This is a genomic window from Aliiroseovarius subalbicans (assembly GCF_022678625.1).
Lineage (GTDB): Bacteria > Pseudomonadota > Alphaproteobacteria > Rhodobacterales > Rhodobacteraceae > Aliiroseovarius_A > Aliiroseovarius_A subalbicans.
In genome coordinates this window covers 1,311,421-1,330,914 of sequence record NZ_JALBYQ010000001.1, presented here as the reverse complement: position 1 = coordinate 1,330,914, position 19,494 = coordinate 1,311,421, and the positions used below count along the sequence as shown (strand labels likewise).

The following is a 19,494-nucleotide window of genomic DNA, read 5'->3' as shown; positions in this document are numbered from 1 at the left end:
TGTCCTTGCCCGCTGCTGGTTCGCAATGGGCAAGGCCTGCTCTGGGAGGGAGCCTAATGAACAATCACCATACAAGAGATGCATTGATCGGCGCAGTTCTGATCGTCGCTGCCTTGACGCTCTATTTTGTGCTTATTCCTGGCTATGTGGCCGAAAATCAAATCGGGGCTATGTCTCCAAGGTTCTTTCCACGGTTTGGAGCGGTTCTGATTGGCATTGGCGGATTGGTGCTCGTCATCCTGTCTCTTGGCAATTTGAAACGTGCTGTGGGCCAAGCCGTTGCCGATGGTGAACAAGCGACGCAACCGGCGGACTCTGGTTTGGCTGGACTGGCTAAGCCCGGGTTGATTACGGCCGCGTTGGCTGGGTTTGTCGTCCTGTTTCAGATGCTTGGCTATATGTACGCCGCGCCGCTATTGATCGCCGTTTTGATGGTGCTCTTTGGTGCAAAAAATCCCCTTCAGATCGTTCTGGTATCAATTGCCACCACTGGCGTTCTGTATGTCGTGTTCAGCTATGGCCTGAACCTAACCTTGGTGTGAGGACTTAACATGCTGGCAGATATCTCTTCAGCCTTGGTAATGCTTCTGGAATTCCAGAATATCTTGGCTATTTTCCTCGGTGTCGCTTTCGGCGTCTTCATGGGTGCGGTGCCTGGATTGACCGGTACAATGGGGATCGCTCTCATCATACCTTTGACCTACAGCTTTTCACCAATCACCGCATTTTGCGTGTTACTTGGTACCTACAAGGGGTGTTTGTTTAGCGGCTGTATTCCAGCCATTTTGATTAATACGCCTGGTACGCCTGCCGCTGCTGCGACCGTCTTGGATGGTTATCCTTGCACACAAAAAGGACGCGGTGGCGAGGCGATGGGCACGGCACTCTGGGCGTCGGTCATTGGGGATGTAATTTCAACCGTTGCTTTGATTTTCGGCGCGGTTTTGCTGGCGCAGATGGCCACCAAATTCGGACCGCCGGAATTCGCAATGCTGGTGCTGTTCTCGCTGACAATTGTGGCCGGTGTGTCTGGAGATTCTCTCATCAAAGGTCTGATTGCTGCCGCAGTCGGATTCATCTTTGGTACTGTTGGGCTGGATCCAATGATGGCTACGCCGCGCTTTACCTTTGGCGCAGTCACCATGATGAACGGTATCTCGATGATGGCGATGCTGATCGGGCTGTTTGCGGTTTCCGAATTGCTAATCCAATCCGAAGCCGCTGTGAAATCCACCGCCAATATCATAGTCCCAAAAGCTACCGTCCGCTGGAGTCAAATCCGCGCAATGCTGCGCACTATTGTCCGGGGGTCAGGTATTGGTATTGTGTTGGGTGCAATCCCTGGACTTGGCGCGACTCCCGCAGCTTTTCTCTCTTATTCAGAAGCCAAGCGGAACTCCAAAACCCCAGAGGAATTTGGGAAGGGTTCCCTGGAAGGTGTTGCTGCTGCTGAATCCGCAAATAACGCCACGGCTGGGGGAGCCTTGATTCCATTGATGGCTCTTGGGGTTCCGGGTGATGTGACAACCGCTGTTCTTTTGGGGGCCTTTCTCATCCATGGTCTGGCACCGGGGCCGCAGCTGTTTGCCGAGAACATCGACCTGGTTTATGCGATCTTCATCGCACTGCTGATTGCGGCCTTGATGTTGCCGGTAATTGGCTTGGCGGCGATCCGGCTGTTTTCACTGATCTCGCACATACCGCGCGCGGTTCTATATCCGATCATTGCGATGCTGTGCCTAATGGGTGTCTATGGTTTCAACTCCAGCCCAACAGATCTGTGGGTCATGCTGGTCTTTGGTGTGCTGGGCTATGGCATGCGCAAGCTTGCTTTTCCCTTGGCACCTATGATGATCGGCTTCGTGCTGGAACCAATTGGCGAGCAATCTGTCAGACAAGCCCTAACGATTTCCTCTGGCGACTGGTTGGTTTTTGTGTCGACGCCGATCTCGGCGAGCTTCCTGATCCTAACAATAGTTTCGGTGGCCTTTCTGATCCGCAGAAACGTGAAACAGAATAAGGCAGAGACTGCCTGATCGAGCAGGGGATGGGTGGCGAAAGCGGCCCATCCCAAGAAATCTAAGTTTCGACACCCGGCAAAACACCCGCAATCCCGCTTGAATGCGGAGACAGTGATCCAGTTCGTTTGGATCTTTCCGGGACGTCTGTGTCGTACATCATGTTAAAGGAGTGGGCGCCATGAGCCGCGCATTTAGCCAAACACAGAAGATTACAAAGCCGGCGGTGAGCAGCAATCATGGGATTGTGGCTTCCCAAAACAGGATAGCGTCCGAGATTGGTGCCGATGTTTTGCGGCGTGGAGGCAACGCCATTGATGCAGCAGTGGCTACGTCTTTTGCCTTGGGGGTCGTAGAGCCCTGGATGAGTGGCATCGGTGGCGGCGGCTATATGGTGATCCGCCGAGCTGGTGAAGACAAGGCGCAGGTGATTGATTTCGGCATGCGCGCCCCTCAGGGGTTGCAGGTCGCGGATTACCCAATTGTCGGTGGTAAGGCCTCGGATTTGTTTCCCTGGTCAGCGGTTAAGGACAATGCCAATGTCTTTGGTGCTCGATCGGTTGCAATCCCCGGTCAAGTTGCTGGCATGGCCGAGGTACATAAGAGCTTTGGCATCCATCCATGGGCCGACTTGATTGGCCCGGCAATCGAAGAAGCGCGCGCCGGTTTGGTGGTCGATTGGTATTGTCAGCTGGTTTTAGCCAGCGCGGCCAAAGATCTGGCAATTTATCCAGCGTCGAAACAGATGTTCTTGGATCAGGAGGGCTATCCACTAGCTTCGGCTTGGACCGCATTGGGCCAGAACCGTTGCGATCAATCCGCGCTGGCAATAAGCTTGGAAAGGATCGCAAAAGATGGGGCCGGTGCGTTCTATGCTGGATCAATGGCCGAGGCGATCGTTGCTGATTTGCGCGCTGCAGGCGGCCGCCATACAGTCGATGATTTTTCGAACTATTCTGCCAAGGCAGTCCCGGCATCGGAAATACGGTACCGCGATCATCGGATTTTCAGCACACCTGAAATGACGGCCGGACCGACATTGGAACGGGTATTTGATTTGTTGTCGGATTGGCAACCCCAAGGACTGATGCCCAAACCGGATGATTTTGCTGTCTATGATCGCACCATTCGCCAAGCCAATGCAGAACGATTTGAGCGCATGGGCGATGTAGAACATGAGCCTGCACCAAGTTGTACAACCCATTTCAACGTTGTGGATGCCGATGGCACCATGGTTGCCGTCACCCAAACCTTGCTGTCGATCTTTGGCTCCCGGATGGTTCTACCGGAGACCGGTATTCTGATGAACAACGGTATCATGTGGTTCGACCCGGAACCCGGAAAGCCAAATTCGTTGGGCGCTGGAAAACGCTGTCTGGCCAACATGTGCCCAACGCTATTGCAAAGGGAAGACGGCGCGCAATTCGCCTTGGGTGCTGCTGGTGGCAGGAAGATCATGCCGTCTGTCGCGCAACTGGCCTCATTCCTATTGGACTATGAAATGGATTTGGACACAGCCATTCATCAGCCTCGGATAGACGTCAGTTTGGCGGACATGACCATTGCCGATGATAGTTTTCCCACCGAACTTCGGGACGGATTGGAGGAAGCGATTTCACCGATTACCTTTGCACCTCGCACAACTTACCCGTTCAACTTTGCTTGTCCGTCTGTCGTTTCCCGGGAGGCTGACATCAACTCTGGCGCGACAGAGGTCATGTCGCCTTGGGCTGAAGCCGTAGCAGAGGAGTAGTGCAAGCAAATGAACGCGTTTGTTTCGGAGCTCACTTGGGTTGATCTGTTGTCGATCATCTTTCTTTTTTCAAGCTATGCGCTCTATCCGGTGGTTACTGACAGGATGCTGGGCGCCGATATCAGTCGCCGGATGATGGTCTGGCGAGAGGCCTGGGCTCGGCAGATGCTTTGGCGTGAAGAACGCATCACTGATGTTGGTATCGTTCGTGGCCTTATTGGTAATGTCGCATTTTTTGCGACCACGACAGTTTTCGTGATTAGCGGGCTAGTGGCCCTCCTTGGCTCGAGCTCAACGGTTGCTGATCAGCTAAACGGGCTACCGCACATTCAGCCTGCAACGGAGGAAGCTGTTGCTGTAAAAATTGCGGCTTTCCTAACACTGTCCGTCATCGCGTTTTTCAAGTTCGGTTGGTCGATGCGGCTCCATGCAAACACTCTAACCTTGGTTGGCGCTGCTCCTCACCCAGAGGAGTCTGAGAGTGCATATGCAAATGCGGTTGTCGAGAAGCTTGCTGAAATGAGCGCTCTCGCGTCGCTGCATTTCCGGGGGGGCGTGAGAGCTTATTACTTCGGATTTGCCGCGATTCCCTGGCTGCTCACGCCCTGGTTGCTGTTTCCGTCTCTGGCCTTAGTGACGATCGTATCCGTGAGGCGAGACTTCAAATCTAAAGCGTTCTCGATTGCCGGTTACCCGGAAGAACTTCGGTTGAGCCAACTTGGTGATGCTTTGAATGTATCCGAAAGGGTGTCCGTCGCGATGGAATAGAAGAGTGAGAAATCATCGTGTTTCCTCCCCAACTACGGAGCGATTACCTTGACTAAGTTCAAGGGATCGCTCCATTTTTTTGACAGAGTATCTGATGCTGTGCTTGCCCTTTGTGCCTATCGCTGGCGGCCGTCACGCAAAACATGTCAGCTTTTTCACATTAGTCAGAGTTGAATGTCGAGCCTGCAAAAGTGGTGGCACTCAGCAATCTGCACGACGTGCCAACAGGATTCGAATTTCAAGCACAATTTTCAGTGCCGGCTTTTGGTCATGGGGACAAGAACCGGGTTGCCCGCGACCCAGTCACTCGCCTATGCACTCGCGCAAAGCAGCAAGCCAACGACCGGTTTGGTGAAGTAGCGTTGCTTCGACGTGGCGGCCAAGGTTGGACCGCAGTCGACTGTCAAATTTTGCAAGCGACGTCCGTAAACCGTGCATTCGCGTTGTTCGTTCAGCCTGCAGAATTGTGCAGTACGGGCGCTAAGCCGTCATTTGTTGCAATCTGCATCAAGGCCCGCTCTGGGCCGACTTCCATTGAGCTTCAAATCCTTGTTTCCCTAAAGCGGACTTTAGCGGCGGCGCAGAAATTCGGTAAAGAGGGCTCATTCCGGCCCTTAGCCGCGATTTGCACCAAGGTCCGGTTCTGCATTTTGCTCTGGGCAGATTGTCGATCGAGGCAGGCCGTCTTCGTGCAGCGCGGCCTGCGTGTCGCCGTTATCCCACAGATAAAGTAGGCCGATTTCGACACCTGTTTTAATGCACGTAATGCGGCCGATGGCTTCGGCGGTTGTGCGACCACTCTCAAATTCGGGCAAAACTAGCCCCTCTCGTTAAACAATTCCTTGGGAGCGACCTCGAGAGCAAGCGCGATCCGCTCTAGAACATCGATCGATGCTGAGAATTTCGCGAGCTCGATCTCGCTGATATAGCTGCGATCCAGGTCAGCAGCTAAAGCTAATTGTTCTTGGCTCAATCCTCTGGAATTTCTTAGATTCCGGATATTTAACCCTACTTGTTCCCTCAATTTCATGGCCTGTATTCGGCCAGATCACAAGAATTGCTCTACGGAATATATTCCACAAAGCGCGCGCGAGTGGATCTAAGCTCTTGCTCGCATATGGTGAGCGGGGCGAAGTTGGACAACAACTATCAATATTATAGTAATGAAATCGAAAGGCGCTTATTGATATGTGGCTCAAATCCATCCGAAATTTGCTTGGCGGGGTCGCCATAAGTGTCGTTTCCAGCTTGGCTCCGCAGGCAGCAAGAGCCTACCAAGTTGATTGCGCCATTCTGCTTTGCCTGGCTGGCGGGTGGCCAGCTTCAGCAGAATGTGCCCATGCTCGTGCGGTTTTCATAAGGCGGATTACGCCTTGGCCGATCGAGCCGCCGTTGCAGATCTGGCGGTGTCCGATGGGGGTTGCAGAGCGAGGTCCGTTGCAAAGCACGGCACCACGAGTTTGGGACGCAAGCACTCTAACGGGAGAGAACCTTGGTCAATTCATTTTAGCGCAGGTGGTCGAAGGCGGTGCCGATATCGACATCAGCGGCCTCGAGTTTGATTTCGTGCGCTCGATCCGCGTCTGGGATGTTCGGTACTACAGCCATCGCGAACGCGGTCGCGACGATGACTGTTCTGAGAGCTACAATATTCTCCTCGGGACCTATGGCACGCAGGGCGAATTCGGTTGGCAACGCACAACACCAGCGGCGGCCCCGCAGTGGGTGCTGCCGTCGCGACGCTGTTCGTCGTCGAATTGGCGACGCGGGGTTGGCGTAGAATGGGAAGATCACGAAGGCAACCATGGATACGAGTGGGTGGCCTACTAAGGCTATTCCCCGATATCCTTCATGCGTTCCGAAATATCGCCCGCAATACGCTCGTATAGGGCGGCTTGCTTGTCTCTGGGTGAGCCCGGTTGCGGGCTTCTCCGTCGGATTCGTTTGGCGAGCCAGAATAGCATTCGGGCTGCGGGGTCGCTGATGTTTTCCGGGACTGGCGCGGGGTAGTTTTCTTCAAGGAGGGCAACGACCTCAGCGTTCATGCTACGGTGGTTGCTCTCGGCCGCGAGCCTTATCCGGTCACGAAGGCCATCCGGCAATCGCACGATGAACTTGTCCTGATTTTGAGCATTTTGTTCTGACATGGTGGCATTGTGCCATAAAAAGCGATTGACGCAATAGTGGCTAAGTGCCACTAATGAGGTGTGTTTTCAACCTGGAGGCGTTTCATGAATAGTCGTAAACCAATGCAGCTTCGGCTTCCGCAAGAGCTCAAAGAGTGGATCAAGGCGGAGTCCGATCGCAATGGCAACTCCCAAAACTCTGAAGTTATCCGCGCCATTCGCGCGGCGAAGGACAGGCGTTCCGCACTCGGTTCAATTGGAAATATCAATATGAATCAGTGTGATAATGCGCGTTGTTAACGAGACGAGAGAGGTGTCGAGACGATGACCAAAGCAAGTGCACAGACAAAGGCGAAACAAGCGGCCTCAGCCTTTATCCGCGAGGCGCGGGAGGCAGGTTGGCAGCGCGCAAAGTTCGAGATCAAGCCTGATGGCAGCGTCATCGTCGATGCGAACATGGTCGCGCCAGAGGCAGCGGACGACTTCCTCAACAGTGACTTGAGAATGGGCGAATGACCCGCAAGAGCCTGCCAAAATACGTCTACAATGACAGGGGATATCTCCGGTTCATCCGGCGTTCGCGTGGCATCTCAGTCATGATGCATGAGGAAGCGGGCACTCCGGAATTTTGGGATCACTACAATCGGTTGCTAAAGGGCAAGCCAGCGCCAGCACTGGTGAAGCGCAATTTCGAGGCGCTGATCCTCAGCTACTATGAGAGCGACGCGTATGAGAAGCTGAAGCCCCGGACGAAATCAGACTACCGGCGTTACATCAGCCACATTCGTGAGATCTGGGCCGAGAAAGACCCGGCCAGGATCGAAACCCATCACATTTACGAATTGCACCGCGCCAATGCGGATCACTGGCGGCAAGCCAACTATCTCGTCCAGGTCATGGTCGTCTTGATGAACCACGCCCGTCTGATTGGTTTTATCAAGAAAGAGCATGGCAATCCGGCGAAGGGCATTCCGCTATTCAAGCAGCAAAGCGACGGGTGGGAGCCTTGGCCAGATGATGTTCGAGCAGAGTTCGAAGCCCTGGCTTCAAAACGCGCGCGGCTGGTCTACGAGCTTTGCGTTGGCACGGGCCAGCGCATTGGCGATGTCGTGAAGATGAAGTGGGCGCACTTTTCGGATGAGGGATTCGATTTCACTCAAGGCAAAACCGACAAGCCGCTGTGGATCCCGCTCACCGATCGCCTCAAAGCCCATCTCGACGGACTCGCGCGAACGGATGGTACTGTCGTGACCGACCCCAAAGGTCGACCGGTGAGCTACCGCATCGTTGCAGAGGAAATGCGCACCATCAAAAAGAAGATGAAGCATGAGAAGGCGAGCAACTACAAAACGCACGGGCTCAGGAAAAACGCGACGATCGAGCTTTATTTGGCTGGATGTGATGACGAGATGGTCAAGGCTGTCACCGGGCACTCAGGCGTTGAGATGCTGAAAAAATACGGCGGGCCGATCCGGCAAAGGGAGCTCGCGAAGCGTGCTCAAGAGGCGAGAAATCAAATGGAACGAAGCAAGAGCGAAACGTGAAAGTTTCAACGGTTGTTTCAAAATTGGCAGTGAAGGAGAGGTAGGATGACGCAAGTCATTGATTTTATTGGAGGCGAGTACCGGAATCGAACCGGTGTACACGGATTTGCAATCCGCTGCGTCACCACTCCGCCAACTCGCCTTTTCAAGGACTTAAGTGTGGCTCATGGTGAGCTGCCACACATCCTGCCGCACTTTCTATTTACGTTCCGTTCTGTCCACAAGGTAAAATCAGGGTTCTTCATGCCTTTTCTGAGCTTCGACTGCGCGGGTTTTTTTCACGCACGGTGCGGGTGGCCTTTACTCCCACGTGGAACTAATCGAGGGTCCGGCCGGCCTGGGCAAGATGACTCGGTGCCTGTCATTCTCGCCTCGTGTTGGTGGTGTCCGGGAACGGGCGATCCTGCTGGACCCTGCGCATTGGGGCCTGGTGGAGTTGGCCTTCGAGAACGTTGCCCCTGCGCCGTTCACCTGGGATCGGATCGGCCGCTCCTATGACTCGGTGGGCGTGCAATTCTCACATGTGCTGGCCTTCGGCGGTCACGACAAGAGCCGCTGGTTCCGGGAGTATTCCGGGGTGCGCATTGAGTGCATAAGGGAAAACACAGGTGGTGGATTAATCGGCGCGATGATTGCCGGAGTCGCAAGCGCGACGCGCAATGCAGCCAGCCAGACTTCGAGCAGTGCGCCGCGCTCGTACACAGTTTGCACCAGTGGCGACACATGCTTCAAGTTTCTCTACCAAAGTGGGAACGCCGCATACGTGCAGTGCACAAATGCGATATATGCTGGGCAAGAGCGGTGCGTGGTGGTGAACTCACGTGGCAGATGGTCATCTGGTTGTGGAATTTCTGACACCACAGCTCATCACCACAATTCCATGGAACGCGCGGACAACATAGCCTGCGGGCAATGGTGCCCTAAGAATAAGCGTTTCACTTGGAAATGCTTTCTGCATCGAGATATATGAAAAAAGCCCCACTTCGGATGACCCCGAGGCGGGGCTTTTTGCGTATTCAGGGGCTCTGTTTGGCGGCAAGAAGACTGGGCAAGTCCCGCTCCGCGGGGGCGGTTCCGACCTGCTGTCGGTGTTGACATCGCTCGCTGAACATCCGTTTTTTTGTTCTACAAGCGTCCAAGAGGAGTGCCACGCAAAAACCGTGAGAAATCAGAGGTATGCTTCGGGATTTGCAACTCGCGGCGTCACCACTCCGCCAACTTGCCGAAGTGCGCGCGGGGGGTCGCGTAGCTCGCAGGTGGGCGCAAAGTGCTATGTTTCGTCGCGGAGCAGACGAGCGCCGGTTGCCGATCCAGCCGCTTTGTGGCAAGAGAGAGGGCAACAGATTACAAGCAGATGGACCCGGACCCCATGAGCGATTTTGCAACCCGTCGTACGATGATGGTCGACACTCAGGTGCGCCCTTCGGATGTGACCAAATTCCCGATCATCGACGCGATGCTGTCCGTCCCGCGCGAGGCTTTCGTGCCGTTGGAAAAACGCGAAGTGGCCTATGCGGATGACAATGTCGATCTTGGTCAGAACCGGGTCGCGCTTGAGCCGCGCACGCTGGCGAAGATGCTGGACGGGCTGGACATTCAAGCCGATGAGCTGGTGATGGATCTGGGCTGTGGCCTGGGCTACTCGGCCGCTGTTCTGGCGCGGATGGCCGATTTCGTGGTGGCGGTCGAAGAAGACGGAGACATGGCCCGCGACGCTGAAACGGCGCTGAGTGAAAACGGTGTGGACAATGTCGCCGTGATCACCGGCACGCTGGCGGACGGGGATGCCAAGCACGGCCCCTATGACGTGATTCTGATCGAAGGCGCGGTCGAGCATTTGCCCGAGAGCCTGCTGAACCAGCTTAAAGATGGGGGCCGGATCGCCTGTATTTTTACCGAGGGCCTGCTGGGCACCGTGAAGATTGGCTACAAGATTGACGGAAATGTCGCTTGGCGTTTCTCGTTTAATGCTGGTGCGCCAGTGCTGCCGGGCTTTGAGGCCCGCCGGGCCTTTGTATTGTAATACCGCCCCCTATTTGAACAGGGACGAGAAGCGGAGTTGAAGGAATGGCCATGCTGGCAGGATTGAAACGTAAACTGGTGGCCGGTGCCGCCGTTGTGACATTGGGCTTGGCGCCTGTAGCGGCGGGGGCGGAAAGCCTGACCGACGCGATGATCTCGGCCTACAAGCACTCAGGGCTTCTGAACCAACAACGCGCATTGCTGCGCGCGACGGACGAAGACGTTGCTGTGGCCGTGTCGGCCCTGCGCCCGGTGGTGAACTACGCGATCAGCGCGGGCTATTCCGACCCGACGACCGTTGTCGCGAACGATGACAATTTCAGCGCCAGCGCGACCCTGTCCGCGAACATGATGTTGTATGATTTCGGCCGCACGCAGTTGGGCATCGATATCGCCAAGGAAACGGTTCTGGCCACGCGCGACGCGTTGATCTCGGTTGAGCAGGGGGTTTTGCTCCGCGCCGTGCAGGCGTTTCTGAACGTGCGCTCGGCGTTGGAGAACGCAGCACTGCAATCGAATTCTGTTCGGGTGATCACCCAAGAGCTTCGCGCCGCCAATGACCGGTTTGAAGTGGGCGAAGTGACACAGACCGACGTGTCGCTGGCGCAGGCGCGCCTGGCGGCCGTTCGCGCCGCCGAGGGGGCCGCGCAAGGCCAGGTGGCTATTGCGCGTGAGGAATACCGCGCCGCGACCGGGCACTACCCGGGGCGGCTGTCCTCTCCTCCCGCGCCGCCGGTGACTGTGCGCACACTGGACCAGGCCAAGGCCCTGGCACGTCGTACCCATCCCGACATGCTGCGCGCGCAACGTGAGGTGACGATTGCCGATCTGGCTGTGCAGATGTCCCTGGCTGGCATGAAGCCCTCGCTGAACGCAAATTCCAGCGTGACCTTTTCGACGGGTGGCCAGTTGGGCACCGAAAGCCGCAATACTCAGCTGGGCGTGACGCTGGGCGGCCCGATTTATCAGGGCGGAAAGCTTTCGGCGCTGTATCGTCAGGCGAAAGCCCGCGCCGAAGCATCGCGCGCCAACCTGCACATCGTGCGCCATTCCGTCGACCAGAACGTCGGCAATGCCTGGGCGCAGTTGGCAATCGCGGCGGCGCAGATCGAAGCCACCGACCGTCAGATCCGCGCCACGCGCGTCGCCCTGCGCGGCGCACGGGAAGAGGCAAGTCTTGGCGCCCGCACGACTCTGGATGTGCTGAACGCCGAGCAGGAGTTGCTGGACGCCGAAGCCAGCCGCATTACCGCGCAATCCGACCAGTATCAAGCGGTCTACGCGCTTCTGGGCTCGATGGGTCTGCTCACCGCCGAGCACCTGCGGCTGGGCATCGCAACCTATGACCCGGCGGCCTACTACAACACCGTTTCCACCGCGCCGGTGCGCGAGGTCAGCCCGCAGGGCGAGAAACTGGATGCGGTGCTGGAGGCGCTCGGGCGCAAGTGAGCTCGGGCGGCCTTGGCCCCGAACGACGAAAATTGCCACGATCTGTTGTGTGGTGACCGGCACACGGGTAAACTGTGGCCGAGGCAGTAATGTGTGAAAAACAGGGGCAGGCATGTCGGAACCCGTAACAAATGCTGAGATCGAGGACGTTCTTTCATCGATTCGCAAGCTCGTGTCCGAGAGCGCGACACTGGACGACGAAGGGTCCGAACCGACTGCCAGCAGTGAAAAACTGGTGCTGACCCCGGCCTTTCGAGTGAATGAAACACCTGAGGTGGAGGAGGTCGCGTCCGAGGAAGACGCCGAGACGGACCACGAAGATCAGGGTGAGGTTCATGAGGGCGTGCCGTCCGAAACTTCGGAAGAGCACCGGGGCGACGATTGGAGCGACGGTCACCATGTGCCGCAAGATGAAGGTGAGAACGAGGATCACGATCACGAAGCTCACCACGATCAGAACGAACACCAGACCGACCAGCATGAGGCGGAAGAGGACAGCGCTGACGTCCCCTCGCATGAAGACAGCCTAGAAGACCGGATCGCCGAGCTGGAGGCCGCGGTAAACGACGTCGAAGGCGACTGGGAGCCGGACGGCAGCGAAGACGAGGTTGATACGCCGCAAACGGTGGTCTTCGAGCACGCCGCCTGGGCGGGTGCACCAGAAGAGGTCGAGGATGCGATCGACCTGGACACTCAGACAGAAGCCGACCCGCAAGACTATGCGGACGATCTCGAAACCGACACGTCCCAACCCGAGGCTTCTGCCTGGCCTTACATCGCCGCGGAAAATGATTTCGAGGACGAAGCCGACGAAGCGGTGATCGATGAAGACGCTTTGCGAGAACTGGTGGCGCGACTGGTGCGCGAAGAGCTTCAGGGTTCGATCGGTGAACGCATAACCCGCAACGTGCGTCGTCTTGTGCGCCGGGAAATTCAGCGTGCGTTGACGCTGAAGGACTTCGAATAGGATTTTCGACCGCTCTCGCGGCCGACCTGTGCCCGGGCTGATGCCCGGGCGTTTTTTGTTTCTCTACCTGGCAAAGGTCAGCAGGGCGTCAACGTTCAGATGCGTCTCAAGGTGGTTGGCAAGCGCGTCCAGCGTGGCCTCGACCTGCGTCGCATGGCCAGGGCCATCAGCATGCACGCACAATTGCGCAAGGAAGGCGCGGCGGAAAGCGTCCTGGGAAAACAGGCCATGCAGATAGCAGCCCGACACCCTGCCGTCAGGGCTGGCCGCGCCTTCGGACCGTTTTTCGACCTGTAACCAGGCGCGGGCCGTGTCCGGTCCGTCGGTGCGCCCCAGGTGGATCTCATAGCCTTCAACCGTGTCGCCGGTTTGGGTCCAGGTTGCGCGGGTGCGGGCCAGGATCTTCTCAGGCTCCAGCCGCGTGGTCACGTCAAGGTGACCCAACCCGTCAACCGCGCCGGGGGAACCCTCCAACCCGTCAGGGTCATTGATGCGGCGGCCGAGCATTTGGTAGCCACCACAGATGCCCAGCACGTGGCCCCCACGCCGCAGATGCGCCTTAAGGTCGATGTCCCAACCCTGTGCACGGAAGAACGCGAGGTCGGCCAAGGTGCTTTTCGAGCCCGGGATCAGAACCAAATCGGCGTCGCCGGGAAGGGGGCGGCCGGGGGGGACGACCTCGACCGTGACGCCGGGTTCGGTCATTAGCGGATCCAGATCGTCAAAATTGGCAATGCGTGAGAGATGCGGCACCGCGACCTTGAAGGCTCCGTCGCGGGCAGGGCCGGTGGTCAGGTCCATAACGTCTTCGGCGGGCAAGCGCCAACTGTCGGAGAACCACGGCACCACGCCCAACGGGGACCAGCCGGTGCGGCGGCCAATCTCGGAATTACCTTCGTCGAACAGGCGCGGGTCGCCCCGGAACTTGTTCACCAGATAGGCTACGATCTGTTCACGGTCGGGCGTGTCCAGCACCGCATGGGTTCCGACGATCTGCGCAATCACGCCACCGCGGTCGATGTCGCCGGCCAGAACGACCGGCACATCGGCGGCCAAGGCAAAGCCCATATTGGCAATGTCACCCGCCCGCAAGTTGGTCTCTGCCGGACTTCCAGCGCCTTCGATGATTACCAGGTCCGCGGTTGCACGAAGCCGATGATAGCTTTCCAGCACTTTGGGCAGCAGCGTCTTCTTCGCTTCGCCAAAGCCGAATGCCTCGATCGTGGCGAAGCGTTTGCCTTGCACGATCACTTGCGCCCCGGTTTCGCTTTCTGGTTTCAAAAGCACCGGGTTCATGTCCGTATGCGCCGCACGCCCTGCCGCGCGTGCCTGCAACGCCTGGGCCCGGCCAATTTCACCGCCATCCACGGTTACGGCGGCGTTGTTTGACATGTTCTGTGGCTTGAAAGGCGCAACCGACAGGCCGCGCCGCCGGGCGGCGCGACACAAGCCTGCCACCAGCATGGATTTGCCAACATTCGAACCGGTGCCCTGGATCATGATTGCGCGTGTCATGGGGCCTTCCTAGTGGGAAATCGCGCCCGGGCAAAGGGCGTGCCTACAGCGCGTGTCTGCGCGCATTATCGGGCCGCGCATATGGCTCATCGCGGGGGGCGGCACGAAAAAGGCGCGCCCCAGCAGGACGCGCCTTTTCTCAAACTGGCAGAATGCTCAGGCGGCTTCGGCCTGGGCTGCGTTGCGACGCTCGCTTTCTTCACGGCTTAGCGCGACCGAGGTGCGCACGCCTTTGGACACGAAATCCATCAGGCCGGACACGACGCGTTCGTTCGGGTCGATGCCGGCGCAGCTCAGCACCTCGCGACCATCGCGTGACCGCGCCCAGCGGGCGATCTGATCAGGGCCGTTGCCGTATTTCTTGTCATCGGCAATAGCGTCATCCAACGCGGCCAGGACCACAGCGGCGAACAATTTTCGCGCGCGATTGCCCTGTTCGTGGTTGAATGCAGTACCGTCTACGAAATCCAACATGCGGCTTCCTTGTTTTCTTATTGCTCTTGCGCTTTCTGGCGTGCAGGCCAATATGGCTTTTTTCACGCGATTCGGTATCCCCCTATACGCATGGCTGCCATGCGATTGATGCATGGCTCTAACCTAGGGCATACCAGACCTAGTCGTCTTGCGCGGGGCGGTCTGCCAAGATATAGGGTTGCGCCAACGGACTTCAACCTTCCACGGTGGATATGACATGGCCAAAATCAACGGTAACGAAATTCGCCCCGGCAATGTGCTGGAGCACAATGGCGGTCTGTGGGCTGCCGTGAAGGTGGATCACGTGAAGCCCGGCAAGGGCGGTGCCTTCGCGCAAGTCGAGATGCGCAACCTGCGCAACGGGTCGAAACTGAACGAACGGTTTCGCTCTGCCGACAAGGTTGAGCGCGTGCGTCTGGAGCAAAAAGACCAGCAATTCCTGTATGAAAACGATGGGATGCTGGTGTTCATGGACACCGAAACCTATGATCAGATCGAGCTTCCGGCGGAGCTTTTGGGCGACCGTCGTCCGTTCTTGCAAGATGGCATGACCATCGTGGTTGAATTCTATGACAGCGAGGCGCTGAACGCGACGTTGCCGCAGAAGGTGACCTGCGTTGTCGAAGAGACCGAGCCGGTGGTGAAGGGCCAGACTGCGGCCAACAGTTTCAAACCCGCGATCCTGGACAATGGTGTGAAGGTCATGGTTCCGCCGTTCGTCGGGCAGGGCGAGGCGATCGTGGTGAACACCGATACGATGGATTACTCGGAACGCGCCTGATCCGGGCCGCTTATTCCGCCGCGACAGTTAACAAATCGTGAATTTGGGCCACGCCCCGTTTGGGCAGGCCGTGGATCAGCCGGTCCATCTGACCGTGGCATCCCCCGCCTGCATCTCGCCTTTGGCGCGGTCGAAGCGCAGGTGGGCAATCGCGTGGCCACCCGATTGAGTGAACAATGTGCCCACTGGTTTGCCGGCTGCGGTGATCGCGGTGCCAACCGGGGCGGTGCCGTCGATCTCGACCTGCGCCAGTCCCTTTTTCAACTCGGTCTTGTGCTTCATGCGTGCGGTGACCTCCTGCCCGACGTAGCAGCCCTTGCGAAAATCGACTCCGTTCAACCGTTCGAACCCGGCCTCGAGAATATAGCTCTCACCCGTCAACTCTACCCCGGTTTCGGGGATCACATGGGCCACCCGGATCGCGTCCCAATCGGTTGCGTCGTCCTGTCCGACGCCATAGCCGCGCCATCCCAACGCCGGGTGACGCGGATCGGCAAAGGCGCCGTCAGGGGCAGGGCCGGTGCCCCGGGTCACGGTGATGTCGCTGGGTGTGATCTGCACATCCGCGCGCAGTTTGTACATGCCCAAGCGTTGCGCCAAGCCGGGGGCCAGCGCCGCGTCTACGTCGATCAGGATCGCGTCGTCCTGCGGCACAAGGAAGAAATCCGCCAGATACTTGCCCTGCGGCGTTAGCAGCGCGGCATAGCTCAGCCCGTCGCGCGTGACATCATTCGTCACCAGCCCTTGCAGGAAGTGTTCCCGATCCGCGCCGATAAGGGTCAAAATCTTCCGTGTCATCTGGTTCTCCTGCCGCAATGTCCCCTAGTATATGGCGATTGCCACCGGAGAGACCAGATGCGTGCGCCCCTGTCGATCATCATTCCCACCCTGAACGCCAGTGCGGTGCTTCCGGATACGCTGGCAGCGCTGATGGAGGGCGTTGAGGCGGGGGTGGTGCGCGAGTTGATCCTGTCTGACGGCGGGTCCGAGGATGGCACCTGCGCGCTGGCGGATCAGGCAGGTGCAAGGATTGTGACCGGACCGCCGGGACGCGGCGGACAGATCGCGCGCGGGGTCGCGGCCGCGTCCGGGGGGTGGCTTTTGATCCTGCATGCCGACACCCACCTGGCACCCGGCTGGTCCGGGGCGGTGCTTGCGCATATGGCGGGGGACCGGGCCGGGTATTTCCGGCTGCGGTTCCGCGCGCGTGGCCTGGCGCCCCGGCTTGTGGCCGGTTGGGCCAACCTGCGCGCGCGGTTGTTTTCCTTGCCTTTTGGGGATCAGGGGCTGGTGCTGCCGCGCGTGCTTTATGACGCGGTGGGCGGCATGCCAGAGCTTCCATTGATGGAGGACGTGGCGATGGCGCGCGCCTTGCGTGGTCAGCTTGTCGCGATCCCCTGCGAGGCGCGGACCTCGGCAGCGCGGTTCCAGCATCTGGGCTGGCTGAGAGGCGGCGCCCGAAACCTGTGGACTCTTCTGCGCTACGCTCTGGGCGCGGACCCAGAGGTGCTTGCGCGCGCCTATTCGCGGCGCTGACGGGTAAACTCAGGCGTTCTGAAACTGCAAACGGTGCAGATCGGCATAGATACCGCCACGGGCCAGAAGCTCATCATGTGTGCCTTCGTCGACGACCTGACCGTGATCCATCACCACGATCTTGTCGGCATCTCGGATCGTCGCCAGACGGTGGGCGATGACCAGCGTCGTGCGGTTCTGGCTGAGTTCCTCCAGCGCCTCCTGCACCAGCTTTTCGCTTTGCGCATCCAGGGCCGAGGTTGCTTCGTCCAGAAGCAAAATCGGCGCGTCCCGCAACACCGCGCGGGCAATGGCGACGCGCTGACGCTGACCGCCAGACAGGGTCGATCCGCGCGGGCCGGCAGGCGTGTCCAGCCCGGCCTCCATCCGCGGCAGGAAGTCTGCGACATGGGCGACCCGAAGCGCATGGTCCAGCGTCGCCGGGTCCGCTTGTTGCCCCATCAGGATATTGTCGCGCAGGGTCTCGTCAAACAAAAGCGCGTCCTGTGACACCACCGAAAACAGCGCCCGCAGATCGTCCAGCGCCAGATCCGCGACTGGCACACCGCCGATGCTCAGTGTGCCGTCTGCCACGTCGCCCAGCCGGGTCAGCAGGTTGAAAACGGTGCTTTTCCCCGCGCCCGAGGCACCGACCAACGCGGTCGTCTGACCGGCCTTGGCGGTGAAGCTCGCGCCGCGCAGAACCGGGGTATCACCATAGGAAAAGCTGACCGCATCGAACACGACATCGGCCTCGGCCGCTGGAACCGCAAAGGTCGCAGGCGTTGCGGGGGTCAGGATGGTCGGGCGTTCGTCGAAGATCGCGCGCAGACGTTCCAGGCTGGCCAGTGCCGCCTGCCACGCGCCCGAAACATTGCCGATCCGCCGCAAGGGTTCGAAGATCAACGCCATCGCGGTGAAGAAGGACATAAACTCCCCCACGGATTTTGTGCCGTCGATGATCTGCATCCCGCCATAGGTTAGTACGCCGAAAAAGCCGATCGCCGCGATCAGGTCGATCATCGCAACGATACCGGCCTGGTTGGCCTGGCTGTGCAGGTGCGCCTTGGCAAAGCTGCGCACCTCGGTGCTGATGCGGGTGTTTTCGTGGCTTTCCGTGCCCGACAGCTTGATCGTGTTGATGCCGTGAAACGCTTCGTCCAGCCGGGTGGCGATGCGCGCGGCTATGGCGCGGGCGTTGCGGGTGGTGCGGCGCACCCATTTCTGCAGGATACCAATGGGCAGCATCAGAAGCGGCGCCCCCGCCACCGCGATCACGGTCCAGAGCCAGTCGACGGACAAAGCCACACCCAGCAGCGCCAGCAGGGACACTACGTCACGGGCAAGGGCAGACAGGACGACCTCCCAGATCGTGGTGACGGCCTGGGTGTCGCCGCGCACTCGTTCCATCAGCGTGCCTGGTGAGTTTTCCTGAAAAAACCCGCTGTCCAGTGTGAGCATGTGGTCGACCATGTCCGTCTGCAACCGGGCCGAGACCTTCTGCCCGATCCAAACCATGATCACCTTGTGCAGGAAGGCTGCCAGCGCCCGCGCGCCGAACACGGCCGCGACACCCAGCCCCACCATGGTCAGCGCGCTTTTATTGCCAGCCAGGAACACTTTGTCGAACAGCGGTTGCACCAGGTAAGACAGCGCGCCCAGCATGGCGCCTTCGACCACCATCAGCAGCACGCCAATGACCAGTGGCAGACGGTAAGGCCGCATATAGCCCTTCCAGAGCCAACGGATCATGCCCGGTCGGGCGGCGTGGGGTGTGTCAGGCATCGCTCAGCCCTTCCGTCCACGTTTCGCGTTCCAACTGTCGGTCAGCGCGTCGCGGTCATACCGGGTCGCCAGATAGTCGCGCAGGCTGATCCCGTCCTTGCCATGCTCGGCGGTGAAATCGGCAAGCAGGTGATCCAGAATGCCGGTCTGAATGCTCTTCAGGTGGATGTATCTTAGTGACAGCTGGCCCGCGGCCTGTTCCGGCGTCGCCCCCATCTGATCGATCAGATAAAAGGCCGAGGCAAGCCCGGTTCGATCCGCCCCTGATTTGCAGTGCATCAGAAACGGCTTCTCGATTGTGTCGAACAAGTCCAGCAGCGTCAGGTATTCTTGCGCCGACGCCAATGCACGGGCATCCATGCTGTGATCGACCAAGGTCATGCCCAGCTCGGCGCACGCCTCGGCCTCGAACAGGTAGACCCCGTGCGTGCCTTTTCCGCGCAGGTTCAGGATCGTGTGGATTCCGTCCGCCTTGTGGCGGGCCAGCCGTTTTCCACTTGGTTGATTTGATCGCCAGACACCAGGGGCGACCTGATCCAGGTTGGTCCAGATTCCGCGCAGAAAGGCGTGATCGACAACATGCGTGTGCACGCGCGCTTGGCGCCGGCCCTTGGGCGTTGAAATGTTGTCACCAAAGCTGTCATTGAAATCACGCTCCCACCTTTTGAATGCGTTGAAGATGCGGTTGAACATGAAATCTGGTCCTTGCCCCGAAAGGTGCCTTCTCCCGGCACGGTGCGGGAACATGGTTGCAGGGGCATGTAGCCGCAAACGCGA

Annotated in this window: 22 protein-coding genes and 1 tRNA gene; 14 read left to right on the top strand and 9 right to left on the bottom strand. The window is 58.6% G+C overall.

The genetic code is table 11. The features are described from left to right. Positions 1 to 56: 56 nt before the first annotated feature. The 4 genes from MN188_RS06705 to MN188_RS06690 all read left to right on the top strand — a co-directional run bounded on the left by MN188_RS06705 (position 57) and on the right by MN188_RS06690 (position 4,539). On the top strand, positions 57 to 542 hold the full coding sequence (locus MN188_RS06705; RefSeq protein WP_242106835.1) for a tripartite tricarboxylate transporter TctB family protein: 486 nt from the start codon (positions 57 to 59) through the stop codon (positions 540 to 542). 9 nt (positions 543 to 551) lie between these two features. Continuing rightward, on the top strand, positions 552 to 2,036 hold the full coding sequence (locus MN188_RS06700) for a tripartite tricarboxylate transporter permease (protein ID WP_242106832.1): 1,485 nt from the start codon (positions 552 to 554) through the stop codon (positions 2,034 to 2,036). Between the two features lie 163 nt (positions 2,037 to 2,199). Beyond that, a complete protein-coding gene (locus MN188_RS06695) occupies positions 2,200 to 3,771 on the top strand; it encodes a gamma-glutamyltransferase family protein (RefSeq protein ID WP_242106830.1) in 1,572 nt (523 codons plus the stop codon). Positions 3,772 to 3,780: 9 nt separating this feature from the next. After that, the gene (locus MN188_RS06690; protein WP_242106829.1) at positions 3,781 to 4,539 is read left to right on the top strand and encodes a DUF599 domain-containing protein; all 759 of its coding nucleotides are present in this window, start codon (positions 3,781 to 3,783) and stop codon (positions 4,537 to 4,539) included. A gap of 614 nt (positions 4,540 to 5,153) precedes the next feature. On the opposite strand, the gene MN188_RS06685 is transcribed toward MN188_RS06690, so the two are convergent. Beyond that, a complete protein-coding gene (locus MN188_RS06685; protein ID WP_242106822.1) occupies positions 5,154 to 5,354 on the bottom strand; it encodes a hypothetical protein in 201 nt (66 codons plus the stop codon). A 2-nt stretch (positions 5,355 to 5,356) separates the two neighbouring features. Continuing rightward, positions 5,357 to 5,569, bottom strand: coding sequence for a helix-turn-helix domain-containing protein (locus MN188_RS06680; protein ID WP_242106820.1), 213 nt, complete (start codon positions 5,567 to 5,569; stop codon positions 5,357 to 5,359). A 383-nt stretch (positions 5,570 to 5,952) separates the two neighbouring features. Here MN188_RS06680 and MN188_RS17695 point away from each other — a divergent pair, with 383 nt between their 5' ends. Further along, positions 5,953 to 6,369 (top strand): hypothetical protein, encoded by a 417-nt coding sequence (locus tag MN188_RS17695; RefSeq protein WP_338023238.1) that lies wholly within the window; start codon positions 5,953 to 5,955, stop codon positions 6,367 to 6,369. 2 nt (positions 6,370 to 6,371) lie between these two features. Here MN188_RS17695 and MN188_RS06670 read toward each other — a convergent pair whose 3' ends face one another. Next, entirely contained in the window at positions 6,372 to 6,737 is a 366-nt protein-coding gene (locus tag MN188_RS06670; RefSeq protein WP_242106816.1) for an Arc family DNA-binding protein, read from the bottom strand. A 33-nt stretch (positions 6,738 to 6,770) separates the two neighbouring features. Here MN188_RS06670 and MN188_RS06665 point away from each other — a divergent pair, with 33 nt between their 5' ends. From MN188_RS06665 to MN188_RS06655, 3 genes are read left to right on the top strand one after another with little or no spacing between them, the layout of a single operon-like run. Further along, complete coding sequence (locus tag MN188_RS06665; RefSeq protein ID WP_189641287.1) at positions 6,771 to 6,965, top strand: Arc family DNA-binding protein; 195 nt, start codon at positions 6,771 to 6,773, stop codon at positions 6,963 to 6,965. Positions 6,966 to 6,989: 24 nt separating this feature from the next. Beyond that, the gene (locus MN188_RS06660; RefSeq protein ID WP_024096637.1) at positions 6,990 to 7,181 is read left to right on the top strand and encodes a hypothetical protein; all 192 of its coding nucleotides are present in this window, start codon (positions 6,990 to 6,992) and stop codon (positions 7,179 to 7,181) included. Then, on the top strand, positions 7,178 to 8,209 hold the full coding sequence (locus MN188_RS06655) for a site-specific integrase (protein ID WP_242106814.1): 1,032 nt from the start codon (positions 7,178 to 7,180) through the stop codon (positions 8,207 to 8,209). The genes MN188_RS06660 and MN188_RS06655 overlap by 4 nt, the downstream gene beginning before the upstream one ends. Before the next feature lie 68 nt (positions 8,210 to 8,277). Here MN188_RS06655 and MN188_RS06650 read toward each other — a convergent pair. Beyond that, positions 8,278 to 8,351: transfer RNA gene (locus MN188_RS06650), tRNA-Cys, on the bottom strand. Positions 8,352 to 8,519: 168 nt separating this feature from the next. Between MN188_RS06650 and MN188_RS06645 the strand changes: the two genes are divergently transcribed. The 4 genes from MN188_RS06645 (at position 8,520) to MN188_RS06630 (ending at position 12,647) form a co-directional block, all read left to right on the top strand. Continuing rightward, positions 8,520 to 9,179: a hypothetical protein gene (locus MN188_RS06645; protein WP_242106812.1), complete on the top strand. Its 660-nt coding sequence runs from the start codon at positions 8,520 to 8,522 to the stop codon at positions 9,177 to 9,179. Positions 9,180 to 9,578: 399 nt separating this feature from the next. After that, complete coding sequence (locus MN188_RS06640; RefSeq protein WP_242106811.1) at positions 9,579 to 10,232, top strand: protein-L-isoaspartate O-methyltransferase family protein; 654 nt, start codon at positions 9,579 to 9,581, stop codon at positions 10,230 to 10,232. 50 nt (positions 10,233 to 10,282) lie between these two features. Then, positions 10,283 to 11,680 (top strand): TolC family outer membrane protein, encoded by a 1,398-nt coding sequence (locus MN188_RS06635; protein ID WP_242106809.1) that lies wholly within the window; start codon positions 10,283 to 10,285, stop codon positions 11,678 to 11,680. Between the two features lie 112 nt (positions 11,681 to 11,792). Next, positions 11,793 to 12,647, top strand: a complete 855-nt coding sequence (locus MN188_RS06630; RefSeq protein WP_242106807.1) for a hypothetical protein — start codon at positions 11,793 to 11,795, stop codon at positions 12,645 to 12,647. Positions 12,648 to 12,710: 63 nt separating this feature from the next. Here the strand turns inward: MN188_RS06630 and MN188_RS06625 are convergent, their stop codons facing one another. Together MN188_RS06625 and MN188_RS06620 are read right to left on the bottom strand one after the other, a co-directional pair. Next, positions 12,711 to 14,162 carry a cobyric acid synthase gene (locus MN188_RS06625; protein WP_242106806.1) on the bottom strand — a complete coding sequence of 484 codons (1,452 nt, stop codon included), beginning with the start codon at positions 14,160 to 14,162 and terminating at the stop codon, positions 12,711 to 12,713. A gap of 156 nt (positions 14,163 to 14,318) precedes the next feature. Beyond that, a complete protein-coding gene (locus tag MN188_RS06620; protein ID WP_242106803.1) occupies positions 14,319 to 14,636 on the bottom strand; it encodes a DUF6280 family protein in 318 nt (105 codons plus the stop codon). Between the two features lie 217 nt (positions 14,637 to 14,853). Between MN188_RS06620 and efp the strand changes: the two genes are divergently transcribed. Continuing rightward, on the top strand, positions 14,854 to 15,417 hold the full coding sequence (efp, locus tag MN188_RS06615; protein ID WP_242106801.1) for an elongation factor P: 564 nt from the start codon (positions 14,854 to 14,856) through the stop codon (positions 15,415 to 15,417). A 75-nt stretch (positions 15,418 to 15,492) separates the two neighbouring features. On the opposite strand, the gene ygfZ is transcribed toward efp, so the two are convergent. Further along, entirely contained in the window at positions 15,493 to 16,215 is a 723-nt protein-coding gene (ygfZ, locus tag MN188_RS06610) for a CAF17-like 4Fe-4S cluster assembly/insertion protein YgfZ (protein ID WP_242106800.1), read from the bottom strand. Positions 16,216 to 16,272: 57 nt separating this feature from the next. Between ygfZ and MN188_RS06605 the strand changes: the two genes are divergently transcribed. Next, complete coding sequence (locus MN188_RS06605) at positions 16,273 to 16,953, top strand: TIGR04283 family arsenosugar biosynthesis glycosyltransferase (RefSeq protein WP_242106798.1); 681 nt, start codon at positions 16,273 to 16,275, stop codon at positions 16,951 to 16,953. Positions 16,954 to 16,962: 9 nt separating this feature from the next. On the opposite strand, the gene MN188_RS06600 is transcribed toward MN188_RS06605, so the two are convergent. Continuing rightward, complete coding sequence (locus MN188_RS06600) at positions 16,963 to 18,717, bottom strand: ABC transporter ATP-binding protein (RefSeq protein ID WP_242106789.1); 1,755 nt, start codon at positions 18,715 to 18,717, stop codon at positions 16,963 to 16,965. 3 nt (positions 18,718 to 18,720) lie between these two features. Then, positions 18,721 to 19,410 (bottom strand): tyrosine-protein phosphatase, encoded by a 690-nt coding sequence (locus MN188_RS06595; protein WP_242106788.1) that lies wholly within the window; start codon positions 19,408 to 19,410, stop codon positions 18,721 to 18,723. Positions 19,411 to 19,494 lie beyond the last annotated feature (84 nt).

Bases quoted from the DNA above. Each gene is read 5' to 3' on its own strand.
- MN188_RS06705 (WP_242106835.1), top strand. From the start codon at position 57: ATGAACAATCACCATACAAGAGATGCATTGATCGGCGCAGTTCTGATC.
- MN188_RS06630 (WP_242106807.1), top strand. From the start codon at position 11,793: ATGTCGGAACCCGTAACAAATGCTGAGATCGAGGACGTTCTTTCATCG.
- MN188_RS17695 (WP_338023238.1), top strand. From the start codon at position 5,953: ATGGGGGTTGCAGAGCGAGGTCCGTTGCAAAGCACGGCACCACGAGTT.
- MN188_RS06695 (WP_242106830.1), top strand. From the start codon at position 2,200: ATGAGCCGCGCATTTAGCCAAACACAGAAGATTACAAAGCCGGCGGTG.
- MN188_RS06690 (WP_242106829.1), top strand. From the start codon at position 3,781: ATGAACGCGTTTGTTTCGGAGCTCACTTGGGTTGATCTGTTGTCGATC.
- MN188_RS06700 (WP_242106832.1), top strand. From the start codon at position 552: ATGCTGGCAGATATCTCTTCAGCCTTGGTAATGCTTCTGGAATTCCAG.
- MN188_RS06680 (WP_242106820.1), bottom strand. From the start codon at position 5,569: ATGAAATTGAGGGAACAAGTAGGGTTAAATATCCGGAATCTAAGAAAT.
- MN188_RS06635 (WP_242106809.1), top strand. From the start codon at position 10,283: ATGCTGGCAGGATTGAAACGTAAACTGGTGGCCGGTGCCGCCGTTGTG.
- ygfZ (WP_242106800.1), bottom strand. From the start codon at position 16,215: ATGACACGGAAGATTTTGACCCTTATCGGCGCGGATCGGGAACACTTC.
- MN188_RS06640 (WP_242106811.1), top strand. From the start codon at position 9,579: ATGAGCGATTTTGCAACCCGTCGTACGATGATGGTCGACACTCAGGTG.
- MN188_RS06620 (WP_242106803.1), bottom strand. From the start codon at position 14,636: ATGTTGGATTTCGTAGACGGTACTGCATTCAACCACGAACAGGGCAAT.
- efp (WP_242106801.1), top strand. From the start codon at position 14,854: ATGGCCAAAATCAACGGTAACGAAATTCGCCCCGGCAATGTGCTGGAG.
- MN188_RS06625 (WP_242106806.1), bottom strand. From the start codon at position 14,162: ATGACACGCGCAATCATGATCCAGGGCACCGGTTCGAATGTTGGCAAA.
- MN188_RS06600 (WP_242106789.1), bottom strand. From the start codon at position 18,717: ATGCCTGACACACCCCACGCCGCCCGACCGGGCATGATCCGTTGGCTC.
- MN188_RS06595 (WP_242106788.1), bottom strand. From the start codon at position 19,410: ATGTTCAACCGCATCTTCAACGCATTCAAAAGGTGGGAGCGTGATTTC.
- MN188_RS06665 (WP_189641287.1), top strand. From the start codon at position 6,771: ATGAATAGTCGTAAACCAATGCAGCTTCGGCTTCCGCAAGAGCTCAAA.
- MN188_RS06655 (WP_242106814.1), top strand. From the start codon at position 7,178: ATGACCCGCAAGAGCCTGCCAAAATACGTCTACAATGACAGGGGATAT.
- MN188_RS06660 (WP_024096637.1), top strand. From the start codon at position 6,990: ATGACCAAAGCAAGTGCACAGACAAAGGCGAAACAAGCGGCCTCAGCC.
- MN188_RS06605 (WP_242106798.1), top strand. From the start codon at position 16,273: ATGCGTGCGCCCCTGTCGATCATCATTCCCACCCTGAACGCCAGTGCG.